At 63.5% G+C, this 26,392-nt stretch carries 27 protein-coding genes; 9 read left to right on the top strand and 18 right to left on the bottom strand.

Features of this window, described 5'->3' with window-relative positions; all coding sequences use genetic code 11:
- Nucleotides 1-60: 60 nt before the first annotated feature.
- Both ACXYMS_RS16760 and ACXYMS_RS16755 read right to left on the bottom strand, forming a co-directional pair.
- Nucleotides 61-948, bottom strand: a complete 888-nt coding sequence (locus tag ACXYMS_RS16760) for a carbohydrate ABC transporter permease (protein ID WP_458907965.1) — start codon at nt 946-948, stop codon at nt 61-63.
- Nucleotides 949-960: 12 nt separating this feature from the next.
- Nucleotides 961-2,115, bottom strand: coding sequence for a Gfo/Idh/MocA family protein (locus ACXYMS_RS16755; RefSeq protein ID WP_458907964.1), 1,155 nt, complete (start codon nt 2,113-2,115; stop codon nt 961-963).
- 369 nt (nt 2,116-2,484) lie between these two features.
- Here ACXYMS_RS16755 and ACXYMS_RS16750 point away from each other — a divergent pair, with 369 nt between their 5' ends.
- The 5 genes from ACXYMS_RS16750 (at nt 2,485) to ACXYMS_RS16730 (ending at nt 7,847) form a co-directional block, all read left to right on the top strand.
- Entirely contained in the window at nt 2,485-2,973 is a 489-nt protein-coding gene (locus ACXYMS_RS16750; protein WP_458907963.1) for a hypothetical protein, read from the top strand.
- A 237-nt stretch (nt 2,974-3,210) separates the two neighbouring features.
- On the top strand, nt 3,211-4,398 hold the full coding sequence (locus ACXYMS_RS16745; RefSeq protein ID WP_458907962.1) for an MFS transporter: 1,188 nt from the start codon (nt 3,211-3,213) through the stop codon (nt 4,396-4,398).
- The gene (locus ACXYMS_RS16740) at nt 4,398-5,831 is read left to right on the top strand and encodes a M81 family metallopeptidase (RefSeq protein WP_458907961.1); all 1,434 of its coding nucleotides are present in this window, start codon (nt 4,398-4,400) and stop codon (nt 5,829-5,831) included. The genes ACXYMS_RS16745 and ACXYMS_RS16740 overlap by 1 nt, the downstream gene beginning before the upstream one ends.
- A 486-nt stretch (nt 5,832-6,317) precedes the next feature.
- Nucleotides 6,318-7,085: a DeoR/GlpR family DNA-binding transcription regulator gene (locus ACXYMS_RS16735; RefSeq protein ID WP_458907960.1), complete on the top strand. Its 768-nt coding sequence runs from the start codon at nt 6,318-6,320 to the stop codon at nt 7,083-7,085.
- Between the two features lie 24 nt (nt 7,086-7,109).
- Nucleotides 7,110-7,847, top strand: coding sequence for a fumarylacetoacetate hydrolase family protein (locus ACXYMS_RS16730; protein ID WP_458907959.1), 738 nt, complete (start codon nt 7,110-7,112; stop codon nt 7,845-7,847).
- Nucleotides 7,848-7,852: 5 nt separating this feature from the next.
- Here the strand turns inward: ACXYMS_RS16730 and ACXYMS_RS16725 are convergent, their stop codons facing one another.
- A complete protein-coding gene (locus ACXYMS_RS16725; RefSeq protein WP_458907958.1) occupies nt 7,853-9,124 on the bottom strand; it encodes an L-fuconate dehydratase in 1,272 nt (423 codons plus the stop codon).
- A 13-nt stretch (nt 9,125-9,137) separates the two neighbouring features.
- Nucleotides 9,138-9,869: an SDR family oxidoreductase gene (locus tag ACXYMS_RS16720; RefSeq protein ID WP_458907957.1), complete on the bottom strand. Its 732-nt coding sequence runs from the start codon at nt 9,867-9,869 to the stop codon at nt 9,138-9,140.
- Between the two features lie 277 nt (nt 9,870-10,146).
- Between ACXYMS_RS16720 and ACXYMS_RS16715 the strand changes: the two genes are divergently transcribed.
- Nucleotides 10,147-10,839 (top strand): FadR/GntR family transcriptional regulator, encoded by a 693-nt coding sequence (locus ACXYMS_RS16715; protein WP_458907956.1) that lies wholly within the window; start codon nt 10,147-10,149, stop codon nt 10,837-10,839.
- Here ACXYMS_RS16715 and ACXYMS_RS16710 read toward each other — a convergent pair whose 3' ends face one another.
- From ACXYMS_RS16710 to ACXYMS_RS16690, 5 genes are all read right to left on the bottom strand, one after another.
- Nucleotides 10,840-11,550: a copper homeostasis protein CutC gene (locus ACXYMS_RS16710; protein ID WP_458907955.1), complete on the bottom strand. Its 711-nt coding sequence runs from the start codon at nt 11,548-11,550 to the stop codon at nt 10,840-10,842.
- Nucleotides 11,547-12,467 carry an ROK family protein gene (locus ACXYMS_RS16705; protein ID WP_458907954.1) on the bottom strand — a complete coding sequence of 307 codons (921 nt, stop codon included), beginning with the start codon at nt 12,465-12,467 and terminating at the stop codon, nt 11,547-11,549. The genes ACXYMS_RS16710 and ACXYMS_RS16705 overlap by 4 nt, the downstream gene beginning before the upstream one ends.
- A 92-nt stretch (nt 12,468-12,559) precedes the next feature.
- Entirely contained in the window at nt 12,560-13,762 is a 1,203-nt protein-coding gene (pcaF, locus tag ACXYMS_RS16700; RefSeq protein WP_458907953.1) for a 3-oxoadipyl-CoA thiolase, read from the bottom strand.
- A gap of 1 nt (nt 13,763) precedes the next feature.
- Complete coding sequence (locus ACXYMS_RS16695; RefSeq protein ID WP_458907952.1) at nt 13,764-14,435, bottom strand: 3-oxoacid CoA-transferase subunit B; 672 nt, start codon at nt 14,433-14,435, stop codon at nt 13,764-13,766.
- A complete protein-coding gene (locus ACXYMS_RS16690; protein ID WP_458907951.1) occupies nt 14,432-15,154 on the bottom strand; it encodes a 3-oxoacid CoA-transferase subunit A in 723 nt (240 codons plus the stop codon). The genes ACXYMS_RS16695 and ACXYMS_RS16690 overlap by 4 nt, the downstream gene beginning before the upstream one ends.
- Nucleotides 15,155-15,280: 126 nt before the next feature.
- Between ACXYMS_RS16690 and ACXYMS_RS16685 the strand changes: the two genes are divergently transcribed.
- Nucleotides 15,281-16,036 (top strand): IclR family transcriptional regulator domain-containing protein, encoded by a 756-nt coding sequence (locus tag ACXYMS_RS16685; protein WP_458907950.1) that lies wholly within the window; start codon nt 15,281-15,283, stop codon nt 16,034-16,036.
- Here the strand turns inward: ACXYMS_RS16685 and ACXYMS_RS16680 are convergent.
- From ACXYMS_RS16680 to pcaD, 5 genes are all read right to left on the bottom strand, one after another.
- A complete protein-coding gene (locus tag ACXYMS_RS16680; RefSeq protein WP_458907949.1) occupies nt 16,033-17,061 on the bottom strand; it encodes a 3-carboxy-cis,cis-muconate cycloisomerase in 1,029 nt (342 codons plus the stop codon). The genes ACXYMS_RS16685 and ACXYMS_RS16680 overlap by 4 nt on opposite strands.
- 77 nt (nt 17,062-17,138) lie before the next feature.
- Nucleotides 17,139-17,759, bottom strand: a complete 621-nt coding sequence (pcaG, locus tag ACXYMS_RS16675; RefSeq protein ID WP_458907948.1) for a protocatechuate 3,4-dioxygenase subunit alpha — start codon at nt 17,757-17,759, stop codon at nt 17,139-17,141.
- A 1-nt stretch (nt 17,760) separates the two neighbouring features.
- A complete protein-coding gene (gene pcaH / locus ACXYMS_RS16670; RefSeq protein WP_458907947.1) occupies nt 17,761-18,507 on the bottom strand; it encodes a protocatechuate 3,4-dioxygenase subunit beta in 747 nt (248 codons plus the stop codon).
- A complete protein-coding gene (gene pcaC / locus ACXYMS_RS16665) occupies nt 18,504-18,893 on the bottom strand; it encodes a 4-carboxymuconolactone decarboxylase (protein ID WP_458907946.1) in 390 nt (129 codons plus the stop codon). The genes pcaH and pcaC overlap by 4 nt, the downstream gene beginning before the upstream one ends.
- Nucleotides 18,886-19,677 carry a 3-oxoadipate enol-lactonase gene (gene pcaD / locus ACXYMS_RS16660; protein ID WP_458907945.1) on the bottom strand — a complete coding sequence of 264 codons (792 nt, stop codon included), beginning with the start codon at nt 19,675-19,677 and terminating at the stop codon, nt 18,886-18,888. The genes pcaC and pcaD overlap by 8 nt, the downstream gene beginning before the upstream one ends.
- A 146-nt stretch (nt 19,678-19,823) precedes the next feature.
- Here pcaD and pcaQ point away from each other — a divergent pair, with 146 nt between their 5' ends.
- Nucleotides 19,824-20,759, top strand: a complete 936-nt coding sequence (pcaQ, locus tag ACXYMS_RS16655) for a pca operon transcription factor PcaQ (RefSeq protein WP_458907944.1) — start codon at nt 19,824-19,826, stop codon at nt 20,757-20,759.
- Here the strand turns inward: pcaQ and ACXYMS_RS16650 are convergent.
- Nucleotides 20,756-21,619 carry a helix-turn-helix domain-containing protein gene (locus ACXYMS_RS16650; RefSeq protein ID WP_458907943.1) on the bottom strand — a complete coding sequence of 288 codons (864 nt, stop codon included), beginning with the start codon at nt 21,617-21,619 and terminating at the stop codon, nt 20,756-20,758. The genes pcaQ and ACXYMS_RS16650 overlap by 4 nt on opposite strands.
- 65 nt (nt 21,620-21,684) lie before the next feature.
- Between ACXYMS_RS16650 and pobA the strand changes: the two genes are divergently transcribed.
- Nucleotides 21,685-22,842 carry a 4-hydroxybenzoate 3-monooxygenase gene (pobA, locus tag ACXYMS_RS16645; RefSeq protein ID WP_458907942.1) on the top strand — a complete coding sequence of 386 codons (1,158 nt, stop codon included), beginning with the start codon at nt 21,685-21,687 and terminating at the stop codon, nt 22,840-22,842.
- A gap of 224 nt (nt 22,843-23,066) precedes the next feature.
- Here pobA and ACXYMS_RS16640 read toward each other — a convergent pair whose 3' ends face one another.
- The 3 genes from ACXYMS_RS16640 to ACXYMS_RS16630 form a co-directional block, all read right to left on the bottom strand.
- The gene (locus ACXYMS_RS16640) at nt 23,067-24,083 is read right to left on the bottom strand and encodes a TRAP transporter substrate-binding protein (protein WP_458907941.1); all 1,017 of its coding nucleotides are present in this window, start codon (nt 24,081-24,083) and stop codon (nt 23,067-23,069) included.
- 183 nt (nt 24,084-24,266) lie between these two features.
- Nucleotides 24,267-25,589: a TRAP transporter large permease gene (locus ACXYMS_RS16635; RefSeq protein ID WP_458907940.1), complete on the bottom strand. Its 1,323-nt coding sequence runs from the start codon at nt 25,587-25,589 to the stop codon at nt 24,267-24,269.
- The gene (locus ACXYMS_RS16630) at nt 25,586-26,128 is read right to left on the bottom strand and encodes a TRAP transporter small permease (protein WP_458907939.1); all 543 of its coding nucleotides are present in this window, start codon (nt 26,126-26,128) and stop codon (nt 25,586-25,588) included. Before ACXYMS_RS16630 ends, ACXYMS_RS16635 begins: the two co-directional genes overlap by 4 nt.
- Nucleotides 26,129-26,392: the final 264 nt, after the last annotated feature.

Genomic DNA, 26,392 nt, shown 5'->3' with positions numbered 1-26,392 from the left:
GGGGCTTGACGCTGGTCTTGCTGTCGGCGGCCGCCACTTCGGCGGTGCGGGCGAGGTCGCTCATTTGGCTTCTCCCTGCTGGAGCTTGCGCACGGCGCGGAAGTAAACGATGCAGAACGCCGTCACGAACAGCGAGATAACCACGGCACGCGCCGCACCCTCGCCGTATTTCCGGGAGCCCATGGCCGTCTTGTAGGTGTCGATGATCATCGTGGTGGTCGAGCCGGACGGGCCGCCCTGGGTCAGTATCCAGATGATGTCGAAGGAATTGAAGGTGGCGATGAGCGAGAGCAGGCTCATGGTGATGATGGCGGGCACCATCAGCGGCACGGTGATGCGGCGGAAGCGGTAGAACCGGCCGGCGCCATCGGTCCAGGCCGCCTCGTGCAGGTCCCGCGGGATCGACTGCATGGCGGCCAGAAAATAGATCGTGACCATGGGCACGCCGATCCACACATCGGTGATGATGGTGGCCCAGAAGGCCGTGTTGCCATAGGCCAGCCAGGCGATGGGGCCATCGGTGATGCCGAAATTCTGCAAGAGGCCCGAGATCATCCCGAACTGGCCGTTATACATCCAGCCCCACATGAAAATGCCGATGGCCATGGGGACAATCCAGGGCGGCATGGTGAGGATACGGAACAACGTCTGGCCGGGCAGCGCGGCGTTGAGCAGCACGGCGCCACACATGCCGATCACCATCTTCAGCGAAACCGAAAAGAAGGTCCAGATGAAGGTGCGGATGATCACCTCGGTAAAATTGCCGGCGCCGAAGATGCGCTGGTAATTGGCCCAGCCGACCCAGTCATATTCGGCCCGCAACGAGGCATTGGTGAAGCTGAGGACGATGGTATCGACCAGCGGATAGGCCACGATGGTCAGGATGTAGATCAGTGCCGGAGCCAGCAGGGCGAGGGCGAAGATTGTGGCGCTTCTGGTGCTGGTCATCGGCTTGTCTCCTCAGTGTCCGCGACCCAGGGCAGTATCGAAACGCTGCCAGACGGGAGTCATGTCGACGACGGATTTATTGGCCATCGCCTCGTCCATGGAGAGGGCAAGGAGGCCCGCTTCCAGAGCATCGGTTACTGAAACCGGCAGGGGCGCGCCCTCAAGGCAATGCTTGAGAATATCCTCGGCCATCTGCTCGTCGGCGCCATAGTGCTGGCTAAGCTCGGAGGTTTGATAGGTCTTGTCTTCGAGGCGCTCGGAAGTGCGGCTGTCGGTGACGCGGAAATAATTGCGGATGAAGTCGCCTTCGGCCATACCCTTGGCACCCATGACCGCGAAGCGGCGGAAATCGTCGGGGACGTTCATATTGGTATGGAAGGTGAGCGCCGCGCCGTTCTCGTATTGAACGATAGCGGTCTGGAAATCGATGATGTCGCCGTCGCTGTCAAACACCCTATCCGATCCCTGCCAGCCCGATGGCTTGCGATAATATTCGGTAAGATCGTTGGCACCGGCACCCTGGGGGGCGTTCTCTGGCGTGAAACTCTTGCGGCCACCGAAGCTGGCGACATAGCGCGGACGGCAGCCCATGACGCCATTGTAGAGATCGAGATCGTGGCAGCACTTTTCCAGCATGAAGCTGCCGGCATATCTGCCATAGCGGCGCCAGTCGCGCATGAAGAAGGCGCCGTGATAGGGCGGGATATGTTCGGACGCCTCGATGGAGGTGATGTCGCCCAGCTTGCCCTCGGCCTGGGCTTGGCGTAGGTCGACATAGAGGGGTGCGTAACGCAGCACGAGACCCACCATGACATTGTCGGAGCCGTACTGGCCGATCAGTTCGGCCAGCGCCATGGTGTCTTCCACCGTGGTCACCACCGGCTTTTCGGCAAAGATCTTCATGCCGCGCTCAAGGCCGATGCGAATATGCTCGAGGTGCAGGTGATTGGGAGAGCCGACCATCAAGAGGTCGAGATTGCCCTCGTCGATCAGGGATTCGAGGCTGTCAAAAGCCTTGCCGACGGAAACATCATGCTCTTGTGCATAGGGCAGGCCGGCCGGAGCGGGATCCACATAGCCGACAATATCGAAATCATCCCGGGCGGCAGAAAATATCCGCGCCAGATAGCCAAGACGATAGCCGAGGCCGATAATGCCAACCCGCATAACCCTGCCATTCCCTGTTTTATTAACCCGCCGATCTCTTGCGGACCGGTGTCGTTTGTGTAAACGATTTTCAAGACTAGGCGTCTTCTCAACGCAATGTCAACACACATTCGACGCCAATACAATACCAATTTAAGCCACCACGCGGATGCGCTCAAACCTACGGCACTTTGCTGTATTTCTAGGCGTTTAATGGCGACTTGGCAGGTCCTTGGGTGTGGACAAACGAGCGGAGAAAGCGCAGCATGTCGAAATTGGTATCCATGTGGCCTCTTTCATGGGGGGGCACAATGATGGCGAATGTGAAAATTTGAAACAGAACTGGTGAACGTGCCTCAGCGCACGTCCTGCCCAGGCGAGAGACGAGAGATGAGCCTTTCGACCAATCCCTTTCCCGAAGACGCCGACCGCTCTTCCATCTGGACCATGCTGGTGCCGCGCGACATCAAGGCCTTCGTCAATGCCGACTGGACGATGGTCGAAGACGATTTCGTTGCCGACGACTTCATGGGCATCAATGGCAATCGCAGCGACAATCCCGATGGCTGGACCATCAGCTTTCCCAGTCTGGCGCAATATCGCGACGAGTGGCTGCGCCAGGCGCATGAGGGTCAGAAGGTGGTCTATGCCGAAGACCAGGAGGCCGGCATCCACCGCGCCACCAGCCTCACCGAGATCGAGATCACCGGCGAGCGCGCATTGGCCCACAAGAAATTCAATGGCGAGATCAAACTGGCCGATGGCGGTGTCGACCGGCTCAACTGGCAGACCCTCTATTTCTGCCGCAAGGTCGGTGGGCAATGGAAGCTGACGGGGTTTGTTGGGTATTTGCCGTACCCGATGCCCAAGCAAGGCTGATCAGCCTCCTCAACCACCGCACCGCCCTCGGACCTGATCCGAGGGCCATTCGCAAGGCGGTAGGTGTTCGAACAGGTCCTCGGGTCAAGCCCGAGGACGGCTTTGTGGCAGGACCAATTCCGCGACCCTGCCACAGTGTCATTCCCGCGAAAGCGGGAAGCCCTGTTTCCCTGGACCCAAACGGAGATTCCCGCTTTCGCGGGAACGACCCGGTGGGTGGACCTAGAGTTTAGCCAGATGTCCTTTTTCACCCCCCAACGCCTCATCATGCTGGTGTTCTTCCTGCAGCCGGTTGCCTTTGGCTCCTGGTTGCCGCGCATTCCCGAGGTGCAGGCGGCGATGGGTCTGGGGCCGGCAGCCCTGGCGGTGGCCCTGCTCGGCATGCCGGTCGGCACGCTCATCACCCTGCCCTTCGCCGGGCCGCTGGTGGGGCGCATCGGTGCCCGTACCGCCATTTTTACCGGCTTCGTGTTCTATTCCATTGCCGCCAGCCTGCCGGTGCTGGCGCCTGATCCGGTGCTGCTGTTCGTGGCGCTGATGCTGGCCGGTTCGTCCATCTCCTTCGTCGAACTGGGCCTGAACGTAGAGGCGGACCTCGTTGAGAAAACCACCGGCAAGCTGATCATGAATACGTCGCATGGCTTCTGGTCGCTGGGGATCATGGCGGGGAGCCTCATCGGCTCCGGCTTTGCGGGCCTGGGCGTGGCGCCAGGACTTGCCGTGCCGCTGCTGGCGGCGCTGGTGCTGCCCATTGCGCTGGCGGCCGGAGCGGCGCTGCCCAGGCTCAGCGACGCCGCGACATCGGGCGGGGGCCAGCGTTCGGCCTGGTCGCTGCCGAGCCCGGCGCTGATCGGCATCTGCCTTTTCGTCTTCGGCATTACCATGACCGAGGGGGCCATGGCCGACTGGTCAGCCATCTTCCTGCGCGACGCGCTGATGGTCGAAGGTGGCATGGTGGGCCTGGGCTATTCGGTCTTTGCCTTCATGGTGGCCGCCGGACGATTTGGCGGCGATTTTCTCAAGCGGCGACTGGGCGGGGTGGGTACGGCCCGTCTCTGCGGGTCGCTGGCCGTGCTGGGTGCAATGCTGCTATTCGCCTCGCCCAGCGTCGAGATGGCGCTGCTCGGCTTCGGCATTATCGGGGTCGGCGTCTCGGTCGGCTTCCCGCTGGCCGTGACCGCCGCGGCCGGCATTGGCGATCGCGCCGCCTCGGCCAATGTGGCGGTGCTGTCCTTTGTGGCGCTGACCGGCTTTCTCATCGGGCCGCCGCTGATTGGCCTCGTCGCCGAGCACAGCGATATTCGCTATGGCGTGGCCTGCGTCATTCCCATGCTGGTTGTGAGCCTGTTCCTGACCGGGCGACTGACGCCCCGTCGAGCCCTGCCTGCCCATAATCCCGAAGCCGAAGTACCTGGAGTCCTCTAGTGAAGATTGCTGTCGCCGGGCTGCATACCGAATGCAGCACCTACAATCCCGTCCTCGCCCGCGAAGCCGATTTTCGCGTGTTGCGCGGCCCCGCCATGCTCAAGGACCAGTATTTCGATTTCCTGACGCATTTCCCGGCCGAGTTCGTGACGGTGCTCCATGCCCGCGCCATTGCCGGCGGGCCGGTGGAGCGGGCCCTCTATGACCGCTGGAAGGATGAAATCCTTGCCGGATTGAAAGCCGCGCTGCCGCTCGATGGCGTATATCTCGCCATGCATGGCGCCATGTTCGTCGAGGGTATGTTCGACGCCGAGGGCGATTTCATCGCTGCCGTGCGCGAGACCGTGGGCCCCGACGTGCTGATCTCGGCCAGCTATGACCTTCATGGCAATGTCAGCCAGAAGATCATCGACGGGCTCGACATGTTCTCGACCTATCGCACGGCACCCCATATCGATGTGCAGGACACGATGCGCCGGGCCGTGACCATGCTGGTGCGGGCACTCAGGACCGGTGAGCGTCCGCTGCTGGCCTGGGCGCCGGTGCCGGTGCTGCTGCCGGGCGAGCGCACCTCGACGCAGGACGAACCGGCGCGGAGCTTTTACACCCAGTTGCACCAGGTCGAGGAGCCGAGCGGGATCTGGGATGCCTCATTCCAGGTGGGCTATGTCTGGGCAGACGAGCCGCGCGCCGCCGCCTGCGCCGTGGTGACCGGCACCGACCGCGCCTCCGTGGAGAAAGCGGCGACCCATCTGGCGCAGGATTATTGGAATATCCGCGAGGACTTTGACTTCGGCATGGAGACAGGCTCGATTGACGATTGCGTCGACCGGGCAATCGCCAGCCAAACCCATCCCGTGGTGTTGGCCGAGTCCGGTGACAATCCGACCGGCGGCGGCGTGGGCGACCGGGCCGAAGTGCTGGCGGCCCTCATTGCCCGCGATGCGCAGGGCGTGATCTTTGCCGGAATTGCCGACAAGGCGGCGACGGACGCGGCCTATGCGGCAGGTGTTGGTGCGCGAATAAACCTCCACATCGGAGCCAGCCTTGATCCGTCAAGCACGCCTGTCGATACCGAAGCGGAGGTCCTGTTCCTTGCCGAAGCCGAAGAGCCGCGCCTGCGCGAAGCGGTGGTGCGGATCGCCGGAATCGAGCTGGTGCTGACCGTGCGCCGCCGGCCATTCCACAACATTGCGGATTTCACCCGACTTGGCCTCGACCCGCAGGGGGCGAAAATCATCGCGGTCAAATCGGGCTATCTGTCCCCCGAGCTGGGGCCGATGGCCAATCCGGGCATCATGGCCCTGTCGCCTGGCGTGGTGGACCAGTTCGTGGAACGCACGGAACGCAAGCACACGCCGCGCCCGAGCTATCCGTTCGACCGGGGTTTCGGGTTCACGCCGGTGGTAAGGTGGTCGAAGCGGGCGGGGTGATTGACACTCTATGCCTTGGTAGGCGGCGGCGGCTCTTTTGCCGCCCCCCAATATACATAACCGCCGACGAAACCGCCCACCGCCGCAGCAATCAGGTACCACAGCGCCTGACGCAGGGAGTGGGTGGTGGAGGGCAACCAGCCGGCCAGAGCACAGACCATCAAAAGGACCGCAACGGTAAGCGACGCAGAAGCGCTGCCCATTAGGCAATGATGCAGGCCTGAATGCCAGTTGCGACGCGCCATAAGGCGCAGAGCAAACAGGGTTGAGGGCAGAAACAATGCCCAGGCAGGCACCACGGCGAAAAGTGAAAAGATGCTGGTTAGCGCCCCGGAACCAAACCGGATGCCTGAACGGCAATGGCACCGCCAATAATGACGCCCAGGAGCACCGCGAGCATATAGGCCAAAGGCCGAAATTTCAGCAAATTGACTTCCTCGCCATCTTTCTTTCGTTTAACCACAAAACGAAAGCAGGTGAAGCCCCATGACCCCCACAATGCGACAGGCGAAGATCGTCGAGATGGCCCGCCAGCAGGGCGAGGTGAGCGTGGATGAACTGGTCGCCGCCTTCGATGTCACGCCGCAGACCATCCGCAAGGATCTCAACATCCTTTGCGACCGCGGGGCGCTGAAGCGCACCCATGGTGGGGCCATGCATCCCTCGGGCGTCGAGAATGTCGAATATGAAGCGCGGCGCCAGATTGCCCCGGCGGAAAAGCGGGCCATCGGCCGGGCGGCGGCGGCGCTGATCCCGGACAATGCCTCGCTCTTTATCAATATCGGCACCACGACCGAGGCCGTCAGCCAGGCGCTGGTGGACCACCGGGGCCTCATGGTTATCACCAATAATATCAATGTCGCCAATCACCTGCGCATCGTGCCCGGCATCGAGGTGGTGATTGCCGGCGGGGTGGTGCGGCCTGCCGATGGCGGCATCGTGGGCGAGGCGGCGGTGGATTTCATCCGCCAGTTCAAGGTGGATTTTGCGGTGATCGGCGTCTCGGCCATAGACCCGGACGGCGCGTTGATGGATTTCGATTTTCGCGAGGTGAAAGTGGCGCAGGCGATTATCGCCAATGCCCGCCATGTCATCGTCGTCTCCGACGCCACCAAGTTCACCCGCACCGCTCCGGTGCGCATCGGCCATCTCAGCCAGGCCCACAGCTTCATTACGGACATTTGCCAAGTAGATTCCATCAGGCAAGTCTGCGCAGATGCCGGCATTCAATTGATCGAGACAGGCGCTGCCTGACGCTTATTGCCGGGATAAATTGCCATGACCAATGCCTTTGCCGACCTCGCCGCGCGGCTGATTGCTGCCCATGACGGGGGAGAGATTGTCGAGACGGTTGCAGAGGCTCAGGTGCCGGCAGACCTCGATGCCGTCTATGCGCTGCAGGATGAAATCATCCGCCAGATCGGTGCAGTGGGCGGCTGGAAGGTGGCAGCAGGCCTTGGCGATCCGCCGCTCTGCTCGCCAATTCCGGCCAATCGCTATTTTGCCGCCGCCGACCTTCTCAATGGCAAGCACCACCGGTTGATACTGGCCGAAATCGAGATTGCGGTGCGCCTGGGTACCGACCTGCCGGCGGGGGCCTCGACCGAGATGGTCGAAGCGGCCATTGCCAGCCTCCATCCCGCCATCGAAATGGTCGGCAATCCCTTTGCCGACCGCGATGCCATGCCGCGCAATCTGCAATTGGGTGACCTACAGAGCAATGGTGCGGTGGTGGTCGGCACGGCGCTGGACCGCGCCATTATCGGCAGTCTCGAGACGCTGAGGGTCACGCTAGAGCTCGATGGCAAGCCGGCCCATGCGGTGGAAAAGGGCGCCAGCTGGGAGGACATCCTCAAGGCCATCTGCTGGCTTTCGGGCCATGCTGCCGGGCGGGGAATGCCACTCAAGGTCGGGCAGGTGATCATCACCGGCGCGCGGGCCCTGGCGCCGCTCAATGACGCCAGCATGGTTGAGGGTATTCTGGGCGACTGGAGCCGGGTGACCTGCGGGGTTTAGGAGCCCTACTCCTCGAACACATTCTCCGCAATCGCAGCCGGCTTCATCTCAATCGAAAAACCGGCACGCTCGGGCGGCATATAGGCGGCGCCCCGGATCACGCAGGGGTCGAGGAAATGCTCGTGCAGGTTGTCGACATACTCGATCACGCGGCCCTCCCTGGTGCTGGACACAGCCAGATAGTCGATCATCGATAGGTGCTGCACATATTCGCAGAGGCCGACGCCCCCGGCATGTGGCCAGACCGGCTTGCCGTATTTGGCGGCCATCAGCAGCACGGAGAGTACTTCATTCAGCCCCCCGATGCGGCAGGCGTCGATCTGCACCACGTCAATGGCGTCGCGGGTGATGAACTGCTTGAAGAGAATGCGATTCTGGCACATTTCGCCGGTCGCGACCTTTACCGGGGCGATGGCTTCGCGGATTTTCCTATGGCCCTCCACATCGTCGGGGCTGGTGGGCTCCTCGATGAAATAGGGGTCGAAGCGCTTGAGGGCGTTGATCCAGTCTATGGCCTGGTCGACTTCCCAGACCTGGTTGGCGTCGATCATCAAGTACCGGTCAGGGCCCATGATGGCGCGGACGATCTCGAGGCGGCGAATGTCGTCATCGAGGTCGCGGCCGACCTTCATCTTGATATGGGTGAAACCGGCTTCTACCGCCTCGGTGGCGAGCCGCGTGAGCTTCTCATTGGAATAGCCCAACCACCCCGCCGAGGTGGTGTAGCAGGGGTAACCCTCTTCGCGCAGGCGCGCGATGCGGTCGGCCTTTCCCAGTTCGGCTTGGCGGAAAATCTCGAGCGCTTCCTCGGGCGTGATGGCGTCGATGAGGTAGCGGAAATCCACGATGGAGACGAGCTGTTCGGGGCTCATCTCGCTGACATATAGCCAGACTGGTTTGCCGGCCCGCTTGGCCAGGAGGTCCCAGACGGCATTGACTACGGCTCCGGTCGCCAGATGCATGACGCCCTTGTCCGGTCCGATCCAGCGCAATTGGCTGTCGCCGGTGACATGGCGCCAGAAACGGCCGGGGTTTTCAGCGATCCAGTCGAGATCGAGGCCCACAACACGTTCGGTGAGCGCGGCAATGGCAGCGCAGACCACCTCATTGCCACGCCCGATGGTGAAGGTCAGCCCATGGCCTTCTAGCGCGCCGTCAGTACCCAGCACCACATAGGCGGCGGAATAATCCGGATCAGGATTCATGGCGTCCGAGCCATCGAGCGATGCCGAGGTGGGGAAGCGCAGGTCGTGTGTCGTCAGGGAGCCGATCTTCATATCGGTTCGTTACTCAGGCCGTCCAGCCGCCATCGATGATGTGGACTTGCCCTGTCGTATAGGTGGCGCCAGCGAGATAGACCGCCAGGTCCGCCACTTCCTCGGGGCGCGCGATGCGACCGATGGGCTGGCGAGCGATGAAGGCCTTTTTCGCCGCCTCGAAATCGCCGGTGGCATGCCAGCGCTGGTGGAGACTCGGGCTATCCACCGTGCCGGGACAGATGGCGTTCACGCGAATGCCCATGGTGGTGTAATCGGCGGCAATGGATTTGGTGAGGCCCACCACGGCGGCCTTGGAAATGGTATAGGCGGCGCGATTGGGCACGCCTTTGATCGAGGATGCCACGGTTGCCATATTGATGATGGCCCCGTCCCTGCGTTCCAGCATTTGCGGCAGCACCGCCCTGATGGTGCGGATCTGCGCCCTGACATTGAGATTGAGGGCAAAGTCGAGATCGGCGTCGCTCATCTCCAGCACCGTGCCGGAATGGACCACGCCGGCGCAGTTGAACAGCACGTCGATATGGCCGATCTCCGCCACCGCCGCATGGACAGCCTCATCGGAGAGAACGTCGAGCACGCGGGTCGTTACATTGGGCGTGCCATCGAGTTCGGCCAGCAACGCGTCATTGATGTCGGTGGCGACCACTTGTGCCCCGGACCGGGCAAATGCCTCGGCTGAAGCCCGGCCAATGCCCTGGGCAGCGGCGGTGATCAGAACTATTTTTCCGGCAAGGTCGGTCATGCAATGTCCTGAGGTGAGATCGGGCCGTGCGTCAGTCCTGACGGTGGCTCTGCCCGAGGTGAAATAAATTTCACGCCGCTTGCAGAATTCGGTCCAGGCCCCGATACTGCCCGCAGGCCAGTTCGAGCGGCTACGCATTGCGCGTCGACCGACATCCAGTTCCAAGCCCATCCTGCAATAGTGTGCCAGAGGTAAGTCAATCTCGGTCAGGCTGTCAAGTGGTCAGACCAGTGGACAGATGACCCGCCCGTCGCTATGAGAGATCAACGAGGGCATGATGAAACTGCAGGCCGTATCCAACCGCAAACTCTATATCCAGATTGCCGACCAGATCCGCGACCAGATCCTGGGCGGCACGGTTGAGGCCGGGCAGCAATTGCCGTCCGAGCGCGACCTGGCGCTGAGTCTGGGCGTCTCCCGCCCGACGGTGCGCGAGGCGCTGATTGCGCTCGAAGTCGCGGGGCTGGTCGAGGTGCGGGTGGGCGTCGGCGCCTTTGTGCGCAAGCGCGAGAACGCGCGAGAGGCCCTGCCCGAGCTCAGTGCATCCCCCCTTGAGATCATGGCGGTGCGGCGGCTGCTGGAGCCGGAAGCGGCGGCGCTGGCCAGCCAGAACATGACGCCGGAGAGCAAGGCATGCCTCAACCAGACCATCGGCCGCATGCAGGCCGAAACGGCCCAGGGTCAATGGTCATCCGAGAGCGACCGCATGCTGCACATGACGCTGGCCGATGCCTGCGGCAATGCCGTATTGCGCGAAACGCTGGATGGGCTCTGGACCTCGCGGCGCGGCGAAGTGGATACCCGCTTCCACCAACACCTGGCCGATATCGGCGCGGTTCGCCTCCACATATTGAGCGATCACGAGGCCATTGTGTCCGCAATGGTCAGCGGCAAGGCCGAGGCGGCCCGCACCGCCATGGCGCGGCATCTCGATTTCGTGGCCGATGCCATGCTGGCGGCCTGGGAATAGTCAGGCCAATACGGCTTTGAGTGCCGCCACCTGATCGCGGCTGGTCTTGCGCCGCGCGCTGACAAAGCCCAGCCGCACGGCCGGCGCAGTGTCAGGGGTTGCCCGCTCGCCACAAGCGCCGTGCAGAGCCAGGAGCCTTACCCGGGCCAGGATGGCCGGCGCCGTCGCCGCATTGACACCCGAGCCGGCCATAATGGTCAGTCGCCCATCGGCCAGTTGATGCGCGCGGGCTAGATCTTCGATGCCTTCCGACGCCGTAGCGGCGCGGCCCGAGGTGAGAACGGTATCAAAGCCCAGCGCCACGGCCTGCTCCACCGCCTCGGCGATATCAGGCACCAAGTCAAAAGCACGGTGCAAGGTCTTTTCCATTTCACCCGCGGCGTCGACCAGGCGTTCGAGGGTTTCAAAGTCAAGCCGCCCATCGCGAAGGCTGGCCCCGAGCACCACGCCCGCCAGACCCGCCGCGCGGGCCGCTCCAATGTCCCCCAGCATGGCGACGATATCGGCAGGCCCGAAGACGAAGTCGCCGGCGCGCGGGCGGATCATGGCGCGCACCGGCACTGGAGACCGGCCCGCCAGCGCCATCAGCCCCGGCAGCGGCGTGAGGCCGCCCAGTTCAAGCACCGAGCAGAGCTCGATCCGATCGGCGCCCCCCGCTATGGCCGCTTCCAGTCCTTCGGCATCGTCGACGCAGATCTCGAGCAAGGTCATGCCGGACCCTCGGAAAAGGCGAGGCTCGCGGCCCCGATCAGGCCGGCATCGACGGTCAGTCGCGCCGGCACGACCAGCGGGCGGTCGGTCCGGCGCAGGATGCGGCTGCGCACCGCCACATCCAGCCGGTTGATCAGTGCATGGGCATTGCCCAGCCCGCCGCCGACCGGAATGATTTCGGGGCCGATAATGTTGACGCTCAACGCCAGCGGCACCGAAACCAGTTCGACATAGAGGTCAACTGTCTGGCGCGCGGCGGGGCCACCGGCTTCCCAGCCAGCGATGATTTCCGTGCTGGGCAGGTCATACCCATGCATATGCCTATGCAGCTTTTCGATGCCACGCGCCCCACCGATGGTATCGACGCAGCCCATCTGCCCGCAGCCGCAGGCAAAATGCGGCACGTCATACGGCGGCACGCTAACCTGGGTGGCGACGGCAGTGCCATGGCCCCATTCGCCCGACAACCCGCCTGCCCCGCGAAAGATCCGCCCGTCGGCAACAATGCCGCCACCGACGCCGGTACCCAGGATGGCGCCAAACACCACGCGATGGCCACGCCCGGCCCCGGCGAAGGCCTCGGCCAGCACGAAGCAATCGGCATCATTGGCCACCAGCACCTTGCGGCCCAGCACGTCCCCCAGATCACCGGCCAGATTGCGCCCGTCGATACAGGGGATATTGGCCACCGTGGTCACCCCGGTCTCGGGGTCGACCACGCCGGTGACGGAAATGGAGACGGGCGTACCCGAAGGGGCGCCGCCTGCCTCGATCAGTCCGTCAATCGCCTGGGCAAAATCCGAAAAATCATCGCGAGGCGTCGGCACCCGGCCGATGGCGGTCAGGGTGCTGGGGCCGGTGGCGGTGGCGGTGGCGGCCTTGATAGTGGTGCCGCCAATATCGAAACAGGTGATCATATGCTGGCCCTTTGGCCGGCATTTATTCCGGTTGCGCCATTGCGATCAAGCGCAGGTACCACCAAAATCCTGCAACGCAGCAATCCGCGCCGTCAGACCCGCTCAAGCCCAATCGCGATGCCCTGACCGACGCCGATGCACATGGTGGCCAGCGCCCGGCGCTTGCCGGAGAGGCTGAGTTCGAGCGCCGCGGTGCCGGTGATACGAGCGCCGCTCATGCCGAGGGGATGGCCCAGGGCAATGGCGCCGCCATTTGGGTTCACGCGCGGATCGTCCTCGGCAATGCCGAGGTCGCGCAAGACGGCAATGCCCTGACTGGCAAAGGCCTCGTTGAGTTCGATGACGTCAAAGTCGTTCTCGGAAAGACCCAGCCGCGCCATCAGCTTCTTGCTGGCCGGTGCCGGACCCATGCCCATGATGCGCGGCGGCACACCGGCTGCCGCGCCGCCCAGGATGCGGGCAATCGGGGTCAGGCCATGCTTTTTTACCGCCGCTTCCGAGGCGATGATCAGCGCCGCCGCCCCGTCATTGACGCCCGAAGCATTGCCGGCCGTCACGCTGCCATTGGGAAAGAGCGGGCGCAGCTTGCCCAGGGTTTCCATACTTGTGCCGGCGCGCGGATGCTCATCCTTGTCGACCAGGAGAGGGTCCCCCTTTTTCTGCGGGATGGAGACCGGGGTGATCTCCTTTGCGAGGCGTCCATTGTTCTGGGCAGCGACGGCCTTGTCCTGGCTGCGAACGGCGAACGCATCCTGCGCCTCGCGGCTGACGCCAAATTCCTGCGCCACGTTCTCGCCGGTCTCGGGCATGGAATCCACGCCATGCATCGCCTTCATCTGCGGATTGACGAAGCGCCAGCCAATGGTGGTGTCGTAGATCTCGGCATTGCGCGAAAAGGCGGTGTCGGCCTTGGGCAGAACGAAGGGCGCGCGAGACATGGATTCGGTGCCGCCGGCAATCATCAACTCCGCCTCGCCGGAGCGAATAGCGCGGGCGGCGGTGATGACCGCATCCATGCCCGAACCGCAAAGGCGGTTCATGGTAGTGCCGGTGACGGCCACCGGCATTCCGGCCAGCAGGAGACTCATGCGGGCGACATTGCGATTGTCTTCGCCGGCGCCATTGGCATTGCCGAAAATGACATCATCGACGGCTTCCCAATCGACGCCGGTATGCTCCTCCATCAGCGCCTTTAGCGGAATCGCGCCGAGATCGTCAGGACGGACGGCGGAGAGCGCGCCGCCGAAGCGGCCGATAGGTGTGCGCGTATAGGCGCAGATATAGGCGTGTGTCATCTCACAACTCCGGGGCGACAAGGTCGCCGATCGTGTCGGGCAGGACCAGCTCGGCCCCGGTCACGGCTTGCAATTCGTCGACGCTCATTCCGGCCAGTTTTTCTCGTAACACGAAGCGCTGGCTCTCGATGTCGAGCACGGCAAGGCTGGTATAGACGCGGGTGACGCAGCCGACGCCGGTCAGTGGCAGGGCGCACTTTTTCACCAGTTTGGGCTTGCCATCCTTGGTGACGTGGTCGGTGATGACGGCGACGCGCTTGGCGCCATGCACCAGGTCCATGGCCCCGCCGACCGCCGGCACGCCCTTGGGGCCGGTCGACCAATTGGCAAGATCACCATTCTCGGCCACTTCATAGGTGCCCAAGATCGCTACATCGAGATGCCCGCCGCGCACCATGCCGAAACTGTCGGCATGATGGAAAAATGCCGCGCCGGGGCGAAGGGTGATCGCCTTCTTGCCGGCATTGATGAGATCCCAGTCCTCCTCGCCCTCGGCGGGCGCTTCACCGAAGTTCAGCACGCCGTTCTCGGTGTGGAAAATGGCCTGCTTGCCCGGCGGCTGGAACTTGGCGACCATTTCGGGAAAGCCGATGCCGAGATTGACATAAGCGCCGTCCTCGATGTCCTGCGCGGCCCGCCAGGCGATCTGGGCGTTGGAAAGTTTGGTGCTCATGAATAGGCCACTCCTTCGCGCATCAGGGCTTCTTCCTGCTTGGCGTCACTGACTTCGACAATGCCGTCGACGAAAATGCCGGGGGTCACCACATGTTCGGGGTCGATTGCCCCGGGCTGGACAATTTTGGTCGCCTGGACAATCGTCCTGGCAGCAGCGGCGGCCATAAGCGGCGAGAAATTGCGCGCCGCCTTGCGATAGGTCAGATTGCCCAGCGTATCGGCCAGTTCGGCCTTGAGGATCGCCACATCGGCCTTGAGCCAGCGCTCCTGCACATAATGCTTGCCGTCGAACTCGGCCACAGGCTTGCCCTTGGCGACATCGGTGCCGTAGCTAGCCGGCGTGTAAAAGGCGGGGATTCCAGCGCCGGCGGCGCGGATGCGCTCGGCCAAGGTGCCCTGCGGCACCAGTTCGAGACCGATTTCGCCGGCCAGATATTTCTCGGTGAAAGCGCGCGGATCGGCCGAGCGGGGGAACGAGCAGACCATTTTCGCCACCATGCCGGCATCGATCATGGCGGCGATACCGATGCGGCCATTGCCGGCATTGTTGTTGACCAAAGTCAGGTTCTTCGGGCTGCCACTGGCCTTGAAGCGGTCGATCAGCGCGTGGATGAGCTCGATCGGCGCGCCCGAGCCGCCAAACCCGCCAACCATTACCACCATGCCGTCTTCAACGCCCGCCACGGCAGTCTGGAGATCGGGGACTGTCTTGTCCATCAGCGTTCCGTCCTTCTCAAGTGCCCGAATGCATGGCCTTCAGATACGCCCGGCGCTGGCTTGCCGGCAATCAGGTTTGTGCGATATGCTGCATTTGTTGACATATCGCACAACGGGGGCCCAGCCATGCTGGAGCGCGACATCATGGGTGGGCTGACCAAGGGCCTCTCGGTCATCGAGACCTTCACCGCCGAGCGCCCCCGGCAGTCGATTGCCGAAGTCTCGGTCGGCTCCGGGCTGGACCGGGCGACGACGCGCCGCTGCCTGTTGACGCTCGCCCATCTCGGCTATGCCGATTATGACGGGAAATATTTCACGCTGACGCCGCGCATATTGCGGCTGGGCACGGCGTGCCTTGCCACCATGCCGCTGCCGCAAATGGTGCAGCCCCTGCTCGACCAGCTGTCGGACCGGCTGGGGGAAAGCTCGTCGGTCTCGATCCTGGATGGCGCCGATATCGTCTATGTGGCCCGCGCCGCGCAGCGCAAGGTCATGTCCATTGCCCTGATGCCCGGCTCGCGCCTGCCGGCCTTCTGCACCTCGATGGGTCGAGTCATGCTCGCCGCCCTGCCCGAGGCGGAGGCGCTTGCGCTGCTCGAGGCCTCCCCGCTGGTGGCCCGCACGCGTCACACCGTCACCGATGTGGAAACGCTCATGGTCATTCTGGGCGGGGTGCGGTCAGACGGATTTGCGCTGATCGACCAGGAGGTGGAACTGGGCCTGCGCTCCATTGCCGTGCCGGTGGTCAATGCCCGCAGCAAGATTGTGGCGGCGCTCAATGTGGGCGTGCCGGCAAATCAGGACGACATCGGCGCCCTTGCCCGGCTCTATCTCGGGCCGATGCGCGCCGTGCAAGCCGAGTTGCGGGCGATGCTGAACTAGGCGATGCGCAGCTGATCGAGCAGCTTTTGGGCCAGGCGGAGGCTGGCGCCGGTATTGACCAGCATGGATGGCAGGGTCAGCCATTCGAGGGTCCAGGCGGCGCCGGAGCGTTCATTTTCGTGCACCAGTGCCTGCGCCAGATTGCCCGAAAGCCCGGCATTGGCGCGCGCCAACGCCACCAGCACCTCGGCATTGACCGGGTTGGACTTGTGCGCCATGGCCGAGGAGCCGCCACCGCCCTCAAGGCGGATGGAAGCGACTTCGTTCTGCGCCAGCAGCGTGACATCGGCGCCGATCTTGCCCAGCGAACCCGAAATCAATGCGAGCAGATTGCCCAGCGCCACGATGGGGTCGCGATTTGCCTGCCAGGGGGAGGCCAGGCCCAGATCAAGGCGTTTCGCCATGGCAGCGGCGATGGCGTCGCCATAGCCCTCGAAACTTTCACGGCCCCCCACGGGACCACCCAGCTGCACCACGAGAAGACTGCGCCGCATGGCGGCCAGAGCCTGCCGGTGGCGCCGCAATGGCTCGGCCCAGCTGGCAAGTTTGGCGCCCCAGGTCGTTGGCAGCGCCACCTGCATGCGGGTATGGGCCATCAAGGCCTTGTCGCCGAATTCGGCAGCGAGAGCATCGAGCTTGCCCAATAGACTGGTCAGCCGCGCCTCATAGATGTCGAAGACACCGGCCAGTTGCAGCATCAGGGCGGTATCGGTGATGTCCTGGCTGGTGGCGCCTTTATGCAGCGCCGCCCTATGCGGTTCGGCGAGGGCGGCCCGCAATTGCCTGACTAGCGCCGGGACCACCACACCATCCTGGGCCATGCCGGATTTTAGGTCGGGCCAGTCGGGGGTGAATCCATCGCAGGCAGCAGCGACCGCCTCGGCCGCCGCGTCGCTGATCCAGCCGGCATCGGCGCTCGCCCCGGCCAGCGCCTTTTCGACCGCCAGCATGGCGGCCAGTTGCGCCGCGTCCGACAGCAGGGCTTCGATTTCGGCGTCGCCGGCAAGAGCGGAAAGCAGGGTCATGGGTCCATCCTAGGCGCTGGTCACCCCACCCTTGATCCGTCCACCTTGCGGGGCGGAATCAAGGGTGGGGGCATTCCTCAGATATCGAAGAACACTGTTTCCTTGTCACCCTGGAGATGGATGTCCAGCACATAGCGCGGCACCGGACCGTCCTCGCGGCGGGCGATCAGCGTTTCGCGGCGGCGCTTGTCCATGATCTTGTTGAGCACGAAGTCGCCTTCATTGGCCTCGGCCTCGTCGGCGAAATAGAGCCGGGTCTGGAGGCCGATATTGACGCCGCGCGCCACGATCCAGAGCGAGACATGGGGGGCCATGAGCTTGCCATCGGGGCCGGGCACGCGGCCGGGCTTGATGGTCTCGAAGGTGGCGATCCCGTCACTACCGGCGGGTTGGCGGCCCCAGCCGGTAAAGGCGGGCACGGAATTGGAGTTCGGCGCCGTGGGCCCCACGAAATTGCCGCTGGCATCGGCCTGCCAGATTTCGGTCACGCCATCGGCCACCGGGGTGCCGGCGCCATCGATGAGGCGGATGACAATATCAATGCGTTCGCCCTCGACCGCGCCGTTGAGCATGGTCTTGCCCAGGTCCTTGTCGATGACGCCGGTGATGTCGCAGAAATTCGGCGTCATGCCGATATGGACATAGGGACCGGCGGTCTGGGACGGGGTTTCCTTCAGGATCGGGGTGGGATGCAGCATGTCAATTCCCCTCCGGCTTGTTTTCAAACATGGTCGAGCGACGGCCGCGCAGCACGATATCGAAGCGATAGGCCAGCGCATCCATGGGCGTGGTGTTGAGGCGGTCGAGCTTGGCCGTCAGCTGGTCGATAGCGGCCTTGTCATTGATGGTGGCCACGATCGGGCATTGCCAGATCATCGGGTCGCCCTCGAAATACATCTGGGTGATCAGGCGCTGCGCAAAGGCATGGCCGAAGACCGAGAAATGGATATGGGCGGGGCGCCAGTCATTGCCATTGTTGGGCCAGGGATAGGCGCCGGGCTTGACGGTGCGGAAGTGATAGAAGCCGTTCTCGTCGGTGATCGAGCGGCCGAACCCGCCAAAATTGGGGTCAAGGGCAGCGACATACCCTTCCTTCTTGTGGCGATAACGGCCACCGGCATTGGCCTGCCAATATTCGACCAGCGTATTGGGCACGGGGCGGGCATTCTCGTCTAGCACCTGGCCATAGACCACCATGCGCTGGCCGATGGCGTCGGTGCCATCCTGGCTGAAATTGCGGATGAGGTCGTTATCGAGCGGCCCCAGCTTTTCGTGTCCGAAGGTCGGGCCGGTCAATTCCGATTTGGTCGGCCCCAGCGCCAGAAGGCTATGCTTGGGCGCGCGGAAGGTGGTCGACTTGTAGCCGGGGGTGTCGGCCGCCGGGTGCCAGGCGCGGTCGCGCTGGAAAAGCATGCCATCGGCTCCGGGTAGAATGATGCCGCTCATTGCGCTGCCTCCTGACGCTTGGCCAATTCCTGTTTTGCAATTTTGTAGGCGCTGTTGGCGGCCGGTACGCCGGCATAGACGGCCACGTGCAGCAACAATTCCTTGATATCGTCCTCGCTGGCGCCGGTATTGACCGTGGCGCGCACATGCATGGCGAATTCCTCTTCATGCCCGAGCCCCGCCAGCAGCGCCAGGGTGATGATCGAGCGCTCGCGCTTTGTCAGCCCGGGCCGGGACCAGACCGAGCCCCAGGCGCCTTCGGTGATGAAGGACTGGAAATCGGCATCGAAGTCGGACATGCGCCGGGTGGCGCTGTCGACATGGCTGTCGCCCAGCACCGCGCGCCGGGTCGACATGCCGCGGTCGAACAATGACGTGTCAGCCATGGCCGACCTCCTTGAGAAAATCGGTGATGAGGCCCGCCAGGACAGCAGGCCGTTCGATAGATGGAATGTGACCGACCCCGGCCAGCACTTCAAAGCGCGCGCCGGGGATGACGGTGCAGTTGCGCACCAGCTCAACAGGCGCGGCGAGATCCGCATCCCCAGCCACGATCAGGGTTGGCGCTGGGATATCGGCAATGGCGGCGGAAAGGTCCGTGTCGCGCAGAGTGGCACAGGTGCCGGCATAGCCCTGCGGATTGGTGGAGAGAAAGAGATTGCGCCAGCCGGCCAGTTCCACCGGGCGGTTGCCCCGGAAGTCCGGGCTGAACCAGCGCTCCATCACCGGATCGGCCATGGGCAAAAGGCCCTGGTTCAGTGCCGTTTCAATGCGGGCATCCCACATGGCATTGTCGCCCATGCGCGGCGCGGTACAGCACAGCACCAGCCCGGCCACGCGCTGCGGGGATTCAAGGGCAATGCCCTGGGCAATGAGACCACCAATGGACACGCCGATCACCACGACCCGGTCGAGGCCAATATGGTCGAGCAGGCCTTCGAGGTCGGCAAGGTGATCGTCGAGGCTGTATTCGCCCTCGGGCGCATCGCTGAGGCCGTGGCCGCGCTTGTCATAGGACAGGCAGAAATAATGCGCGCTCAGATCCGCGATCACCTCGTCCCAGATGCGTGCATCGGTGCCCAGGGAATTGACAAAGACCAGGGCCGGCGCCCCTTGGGGCCCGCAGGTGCGATAATGCAGCAAAGTGCCGTGGATACGCGCAAAACTCATGATGTCCTCTTGGCCCCGATTTAAGGGGCTGGCGCGGTCACTGTAAAATGATATGTCTCTGCCATGACATAATCCATGGGTTATCGATCAACCCAACAATTGCGCATTTTTGCTCGAATTGTCTATGTGCCATAACCAGTAGTGCCATGTCCCAACGCATTATCGACCCCCGAATCCGACTGCGGCACATTGCCTGCTTCCTTGAGGTGGCGCGCTTGAGGTCCATGGCCGGGGCGGCCGATGCGCTCAATATCAGCCAGCCGGCGGCCACCAAGACGGTGCAAGAGCTCGAGGCCCTGCTGGGCGGGCAATTGTTCGATCGTACCCGGCGGCGGCTGTCGCTGACCGCGTTTGGCGAAGTGTTCTTCCGCTATGCCTCGACCAGCCTTGCGGCCCTGCGGCAGGGGATCGACGCGGCCCGCGGCACTCATGATGCCGCCATGGTGCGTGTCGGCGCCTTACCCACCGTTTCCGCCCGCATCCTGCCCGACGCAGTGCGTGCCTTTACCCGCGACAGTTCGGGCGTGACCACGCGCATCATCACCGGGCCCAATAGCTACCTGCTCTCGCTGCTGCGCACGGGCGATGTGGACCTGGTCATTGGCCGCATGGCCGAGCCCAATGCCATGGTGGGCCTCAGCTTCGAGCATCTCTATTCCGAGCGCGTTGTGCTGGCGGTGCGGCCGGGCCACCCGGTGCTGGCGGAGGCCGAGTTCAACCTACGGCTGATCGAGGGATACCAGACGCTGATGCCTACCCCGGATTCCGTGATCCGGCCCCTGGTGGACCGTATCCTCCTGGCGCATGGCGTGACGCAGTTGCGCGACGAGATCGAGACGGTCTCCAATGCCTTTGGCCGCTCCTATGTGCGCCAGACCGAGGCCATCTGGATCATCTCGGAGGGGGTGGTGGCCGATGACGTGGCCGAGGGTCAGTTGACGCTGCTGCCGGTGGATACCAGCGAGACTCTCGGGCCGGTGGGCTTTACCACCCGCACCGATACGCCAGCCACGCTGGCCGCCACCAGTCTTATGCAGGCGGCGCGCAACGTGGCCGAGCGGCTGCGCAATGCGGGTCACTAGCGCCTGCGCATCTGCTCCCTGAGGGCCGCCGGCGAGGCGCCGAACATGCGGGTGATGAAGCGCGAGAAATAGGCCGGGTCCTCATAGCCCAGTTCGGCGCCGATCTGCTTGATGGGCAGGGTGGAAAACAGTAATTGCCGCCGCGCCTCGATGGCCACGCGCTGTTCGACGACGGAAAGGGCCGAGCGTCCCAGCACCTGCCGGCAGAGCCGGTTGAGATGGGTGGGGCTCACCCCCACCGCGCCGGCATAGTCGGCAACCCGCCTAGTCTGGCGGAAGCGCTGTTCGACATGGTCGCGGAAAGCGGCGACCAAATGTCCCGCCCGCCCGGCGGCGGCCGATTGTGACAGGGTCGGGATGGCCCGCCGCAGCGCCACAAGCAGCAGTAGGAGGTGGGCCCGCATGCTCATGTCGTGATCGAGACCAGGGCGGTCGGCCTCAGCGGTCAGGCGGTTCAACGCCAGGGCAATATCGGCGCAATGCCCCCCGATCACCATGGCATCGGGCCGGGGCAGGCCAAGCCCCTCGATGTCTCGCTCCATCAGCGTCACCACCAGCCCCCGGACATCGGTGCTGAAGGCATAGCCATGCACCGTTCCGGCCGGCAGCACCGCGACGCTGTCCGGCTCGAGCACATGCAGGTCCCCGTCCAGGGTCATCTCGGCGCGGCCCGCTGTCAGATAGAGCACCTGGAAAAATTGCTCATGCCGGTGCGGCGCAATGCGATAATCATGCAGGCGGCTGCGTGCCTGGATGGTTTCCCAATGCAGCCAGTCCTGCTGCCGCTCGCTCTCGGTCTCGCCGTAAAGGGCATAGGTGGGGACGGAATTCATGTTCGGATAGTGCAAGAAATTGCGCAACCTGTCCATTCCAGTCCCGCCCGCGAAACCGCACATTAGGCGCAACAAGAACAGGGGGGGAAGCCATGCGCACCCAGATTGCCATTATCGGCGCCGGGCCGGCCGGACTCATGCTCGGGCGCCTGCTCGATCTCAACGGCATCGACAATGTCATCATCGAGCGCAAGAGCGCCGATTATGTGCTGGGGCGCATTCGGGCGGGCGTCTTGGAACAGGGTTCGGTCGACCTGATGGAACGCGCCCAGGTGGCCGAGCGGCTCCATGCCGAGGGCCTCGTCCATCACGGCACCGACCTCTCCTTTGACGGCGACAGGTTGCGCATCGACTTTACCGACCTCGTCGGCAAGCAGGTCATGGTCTATGGCCAGACCGAAGTGACCCGCGACCTGATGCAGGCGCGGCAGGGTCAGACCGTCTATGAGGCGGACGACGTCGCGCTCCATGATATCGACGGCAAGCCCTGGGTCTCCTGGGTCAAGGACGGCGTCACCCACAGGCTCGACTGCGACTATATTGCCGGCTGCGACGGCTATCACGGGGTCAGCCGCGCCAGCGTTCCGGCGGACGCGCTGACCACCTTCGAGCGCATCTATCCTTTCGGCTGGCTGGGCGTATTGGTCGACAAGCCGCCGGTGGCGCATGAACTGATCTATGCCCATCACGAGCGCGGCTTTGCCCTCTGTTCGCAGCGCTCGACCATCCGCAGCCGCTATTATGTCCAGGTGCCAACGGACGAGAGGGTCGAAAACTGGAGCGATGGCCGCTTCTGGGACGAATTGCGCCGGCGCCTCAATGCCGAAACCGCCGAGGCGCTGCAAACCGGCCCGTCGATCGAAAAATCCATCGCGCCGCTCCGGAGTTTCGTGGCCGAACCGCTGCGCTTCGGCGCGCTGTTCCTGGCGGGCGATGCGGCCCATATCGTGCCGCCGACCGGCGCCAAGGGCCTCAACCTTGCCATGAGCGACGTGGCCATGCTGGCCGATGCCTTTATCGAAAATTATGGCGAGCACTCGGGGGTCGGGCTCGACCTCTATTCGGCCAGGGCACTGAGCCGCATCTGGAAGGCCGAGCGCTTCTCCTGGTGGATGACGAGCCTTCTCCACACCTTCCCGGAGAACGGCGCCTTTGGCCGCCGCATCCAGCGCGCCGATTTCGACTATCTGGCGGGCTCGCGGGCAGCCCAGCAGAGCCTGGCGGAAAACTATACCGGCCTGTCGGCCTGACGGGCCTACCCCAACGGACCGGCGTGCCCTTCCCAACCACCGCGCCGCCCTCGGGCCTGACCCGAGGGCCTTTCGCAACCGTCGTGCTGGCGGACAGTGGCCCTCGGATCAAGTCCGAGGGCGGCTCCGCGTTGTCCGGCCATGGCCCCCCGCGCCCTTCGCCTTGAAAACAAAAAAGGGCCCGGTCAATCTCCTGACCGGGCCCTTCTCTTGTTCAGACCACCTTATTCGGCGGCGATAGCGGCCTTGGCGGCTTCATGCAGGGCCGGGCCATCAAAGCCCAGCGCTTCCATGTCGGCATACCACTGCTCGATCACCGGCTGTGCGGCATCGATCCAGCGCTGCGTCTCGGCTTCGTCGAGCTGAACGATATTGTTGCCGGCATTGACGGCAATCGACAGGCCGGTGGAGTCGCCATTGTCCATGACGCGGCCGAACTGACGCGAAGTCTCGAGGCCGGAATTGGCATCGATGATCGCCTTCAGGTCGTCGGGCAGGTTGTTGTAGCTGTCCATGTTCATGACGAAGCCGAAGGTCTGGGTATAAAGACCATTCTGGCTGGTAAAGCCGGTATGGTTCTTGACCAGTTCAGCCACACGCAGCGACGGCGTCACTTCCCACGGAATGGTGGTGGCGTCGATCACGCCCTTGGAGAGGGCCTCGGTCACCTGCGGAACCGGCATGCCGATAGGCTCGGCACCCAGTTCTGCAAGCATGCTCGAAATGATGCGCGAGCCGCCACGGACCTTCATGCCCTGGAGATCTTCCAGGCTCGTGATCGGGTTGGTCGAGTGGAACAGACCGGGGCCGTGGGTGTGCAGCGCAATGACATGCACGCCGGCGAACTCTTCCGCCGAATTGGCCATGACGTAGTTGTAGAAAGCGCCCGAACCCCTTTCGCCATTCGGCGTCATGAACGGCAGCTCGAACACTTCAGACTTGGGGAACCGACCGGGCGTATAGCCGAGCACGGTCCAGATGATGTCCACCACGCCGTCCTTGGCCTGGTCGAACAGTTCCGGCGGCGCGCCACCGAGCTGCATGGCCGGATAGAGTTCGAAGGCGATGCGGCCGCCCGATTCATCGGCCACCTTGGCAGCCCATGGCTCGATGGCCTGGGCCGGAATGGTGGCCTGGGCCGGCAGCATCTGATGGATGCGCAGGGTCACTTCCTGGGCAAAGGCACTCGTGGACATGGCAAGCGCTGCAAGCGCCCCCAGCACCAAAGTCTTGGTCTTCATTGGGTATCCCTCCCTCGTCATGGCCAGGTTTGGCCGGTTCATTGCCCGCGTCCTGCACCTGGGGTGCCGGGCCTGGGCAGGTTCATTACCGGGTTCCATCTCCCCGTTGCGGGCATGGAACTCCGGTTTCGCCTTGTCGCGTGATCGAACCGCAAAAGTCTGCAACTTTTGCTGATCACGCTCCTAGTACAGCATCCAGACCAGCCACAGGGTGACGGGCGGGAAGGCGACCAGGATTGCGGTGCGGACGATGTCGCTGGCCACGAAGGGCAGCACGCCGCGATAGGTTTCGGATAGTCGGGTCTGTGGCGACATGGAATTGATGATGAACAGGTTCATCCCCACCGGTGGCGTTATCAGCCCCACCTCGACCACGATCAGCACGATGATACCGAACCAGATGCCGAACTCGTCCGGCGTCAGGCCGAAGTCGAGTACCGACATCATCGGAAAGATGATGGGCACCGTGAGCAGGATCATCGACAGCGAATCCATGACGCAGCCCATGACCAGATAGAAGACCAGCACCAGGATCATCACAATCCAGGGGTTGAAGCCCTGCTCGCCCACCCAGGCAGCCATCACCTGGGGCACCTGCGACATGGCCAGGAACCCGTTCAGGGCCGCAGCGCCGAGTACGATCAGGAAGATCATGGCGGTCGAGCTGGCCGTCGAGAGGCACGCCTCGACAATGGTCTTGCGATCGAGGCTTCTGGCAGCCAACGCGATCAGGAAGGTGCCGGCGGCGCCGACGGCTGCCGCCTCGGTGGGCGTGAAGATGCCGGTATAGATGCCGCCGATCACGGCAAGGAAAACCACCAGCACCGGCCAGGTGTCGAACAGCGCCCGGAAGCGCTGGCGATAGGGAAGCCGCTCGCGCACGCCGCCGGCGTCAGGCCGCACGCGGACATAGATGGCAATGACGATGACATAGCCGATGGCGGCCAGAATGCCCGGCACGAATGCGCCCATGAACAGCTTGGCGATGTTCTGCTCGGTCAGGACCGCAAAGATCACCAGGATGATCGAGGGCGGAATGAGAATGCCCAGCGTGCCGCCGGCTGCCACGGCGCCGGTCGAAAGCGCGCCCGAATAGCCGTATTTCTTGAGCTCGGGCAGCGCCACCTGTCCCATGGTCGCCGCGGTGGCGAGCGAGGAGCCGCAAATGGCGCCAAAACCGGCGCTGGCGCCGATGGCGGCCATGGCCACGCCGCCCTTCCTGTGGCCCAGCCAGGCAGCGGCGGCGTTGAAGAGGCCCGCCGAAAGTCCGCCCAGGGTCGCAAACTGGCCCATCAGCAGGAACAGCGGCACCACCGAAAGCGAATAGGACGCGAAGGTGGAATAGGTGAGGTTCTTGAACTGGGCCGAAACCGGATTGAAACTGCCCGTGACCAGAAAGGAGCCGAAAACGCCGACGGCAAGCATGGCAATGCCGATGGGTACGCGCAGGAAGATCAGGATCAGGACCGCCGGGAGTCCCAGAAAACCGAGCATCAAATTGGTCATAGCTCGGCTCCGGCACGCTTGGGTTCGGCTTCGCCCTTGAGCGCATAGCTGAGGGACCGGCCCTGTACATAGATTGCGACCAGAACCAGCACCGCCGCTCCGACAAAGCCCATGGCATAGGCCCAGCTCAGGGGAAAACGCAGCAACAGGGTGGTTTCGCGATAGGCGAACTTGTCCATCATGCCCAGATAGAGCCGCCAGGCGATGAAAACCGAGGCGACAAGCACCATGAGGTCGGTGATCACCAGGATCCAGGCATTAGCACGAATGCCCAGGCTGTCGGTAACCAGTGCCACCAGGGCATGCCCGCGCTGCAGATGCGCCCAGGGCATGAAGGCAAAGACCGCAAAGCCCATGCCGATCGACACCAGTTCATAATCGCCGGTGATCGGCCTGAGGCCGAAGGCAAGCAGGGCGCGCCCCACGATGGAGACACAAATCATGGCCACCATGGCCATGAGCACCAGGCCGCCGGCAACGGCCAGCCATTTCGCCAGGCCCACGATCAGGCGCCCCAAAAGGGACTCGTCTCTAAACACGCAGGTCCTCCCCTACTTCAGCCTCGATTTAAGTCACTGGTCGGCGCCAAGTAAAATGACAAATGACCGCCATCACATAACCTGAGGAATATATACCAGGCCGATATCCCCTATCAAACGCGGCCAATTTCGGATTAACCAATAACCGCAACGAATGAAATCGACCCGCAGGCCCGTTTTCATGCCGACCTCAGTTTCCCCCCGGACATCGTCATATATCACGATTGGCACCCTTGCCTTCGCTATCGGTCCCGCTAGGGTCGA

The sequence above is a fragment of the Devosia sp. CAU 1758 genome (assembly GCF_054482695.1).
This window is presented reverse-complemented; position numbering and strand designations above follow the sequence as displayed.

Bases quoted from the DNA above. Each gene is read 5' to 3' on its own strand.
- ACXYMS_RS16760 (WP_458907965.1), bottom strand. From the start codon at position 948: ATGACCAGCACCAGAAGCGCCACAATCTTCGCCCTCGCCCTGCTGGCT.
- ACXYMS_RS16755 (WP_458907964.1), bottom strand. From the start codon at position 2,115: ATGCGGGTTGGCATTATCGGCCTCGGCTATCGTCTTGGCTATCTGGCG.
- ACXYMS_RS16750 (WP_458907963.1), top strand. From the start codon at position 2,485: ATGAGCCTTTCGACCAATCCCTTTCCCGAAGACGCCGACCGCTCTTCC.
- ACXYMS_RS16745 (WP_458907962.1), top strand. From the start codon at position 3,211: ATGTCCTTTTTCACCCCCCAACGCCTCATCATGCTGGTGTTCTTCCTG.
- ACXYMS_RS16735 (WP_458907960.1), top strand. From the start codon at position 6,318: ATGACCCCCACAATGCGACAGGCGAAGATCGTCGAGATGGCCCGCCAG.
- ACXYMS_RS16730 (WP_458907959.1), top strand. From the start codon at position 7,110: ATGACCAATGCCTTTGCCGACCTCGCCGCGCGGCTGATTGCTGCCCAT.
- ACXYMS_RS16725 (WP_458907958.1), bottom strand. From the start codon at position 9,124: ATGAAGATCGGCTCCCTGACGACACACGACCTGCGCTTCCCCACCTCG.
- ACXYMS_RS16720 (WP_458907957.1), bottom strand. From the start codon at position 9,869: ATGACCGACCTTGCCGGAAAAATAGTTCTGATCACCGCCGCTGCCCAG.
- ACXYMS_RS16715 (WP_458907956.1), top strand. From the start codon at position 10,147: ATGAAACTGCAGGCCGTATCCAACCGCAAACTCTATATCCAGATTGCC.
- ACXYMS_RS16710 (WP_458907955.1), bottom strand. From the start codon at position 11,550: ATGACCTTGCTCGAGATCTGCGTCGACGATGCCGAAGGACTGGAAGCG.
- ACXYMS_RS16705 (WP_458907954.1), bottom strand. From the start codon at position 12,467: ATGATCACCTGTTTCGATATTGGCGGCACCACTATCAAGGCCGCCACC.
- pcaF (WP_458907953.1), bottom strand. From the start codon at position 13,762: ATGACACACGCCTATATCTGCGCCTATACGCGCACACCTATCGGCCGC.
- ACXYMS_RS16695 (WP_458907952.1), bottom strand. From the start codon at position 14,435: ATGAGCACCAAACTTTCCAACGCCCAGATCGCCTGGCGGGCCGCGCAG.
- ACXYMS_RS16690 (WP_458907951.1), bottom strand. From the start codon at position 15,154: ATGGACAAGACAGTCCCCGATCTCCAGACTGCCGTGGCGGGCGTTGAA.
- ACXYMS_RS16685 (WP_458907950.1), top strand. From the start codon at position 15,281: ATGCTGGAGCGCGACATCATGGGTGGGCTGACCAAGGGCCTCTCGGTC.
- ACXYMS_RS16680 (WP_458907949.1), bottom strand. From the start codon at position 17,061: ATGACCCTGCTTTCCGCTCTTGCCGGCGACGCCGAAATCGAAGCCCTG.
- pcaG (WP_458907948.1), bottom strand. From the start codon at position 17,759: ATGCTGCATCCCACCCCGATCCTGAAGGAAACCCCGTCCCAGACCGCC.
- pcaH (WP_458907947.1), bottom strand. From the start codon at position 18,507: ATGAGCGGCATCATTCTACCCGGAGCCGATGGCATGCTTTTCCAGCGC.
- pcaC (WP_458907946.1), bottom strand. From the start codon at position 18,893: ATGGCTGACACGTCATTGTTCGACCGCGGCATGTCGACCCGGCGCGCG.
- pcaD (WP_458907945.1), bottom strand. From the start codon at position 19,677: ATGAGTTTTGCGCGTATCCACGGCACTTTGCTGCATTATCGCACCTGC.
- pcaQ (WP_458907944.1), top strand. From the start codon at position 19,824: ATGTCCCAACGCATTATCGACCCCCGAATCCGACTGCGGCACATTGCC.
- pobA (WP_458907942.1), top strand. From the start codon at position 21,685: ATGCGCACCCAGATTGCCATTATCGGCGCCGGGCCGGCCGGACTCATG.
- ACXYMS_RS16640 (WP_458907941.1), bottom strand. From the start codon at position 24,083: ATGAAGACCAAGACTTTGGTGCTGGGGGCGCTTGCAGCGCTTGCCATG.
- ACXYMS_RS16635 (WP_458907940.1), bottom strand. From the start codon at position 25,589: ATGACCAATTTGATGCTCGGTTTTCTGGGACTCCCGGCGGTCCTGATC.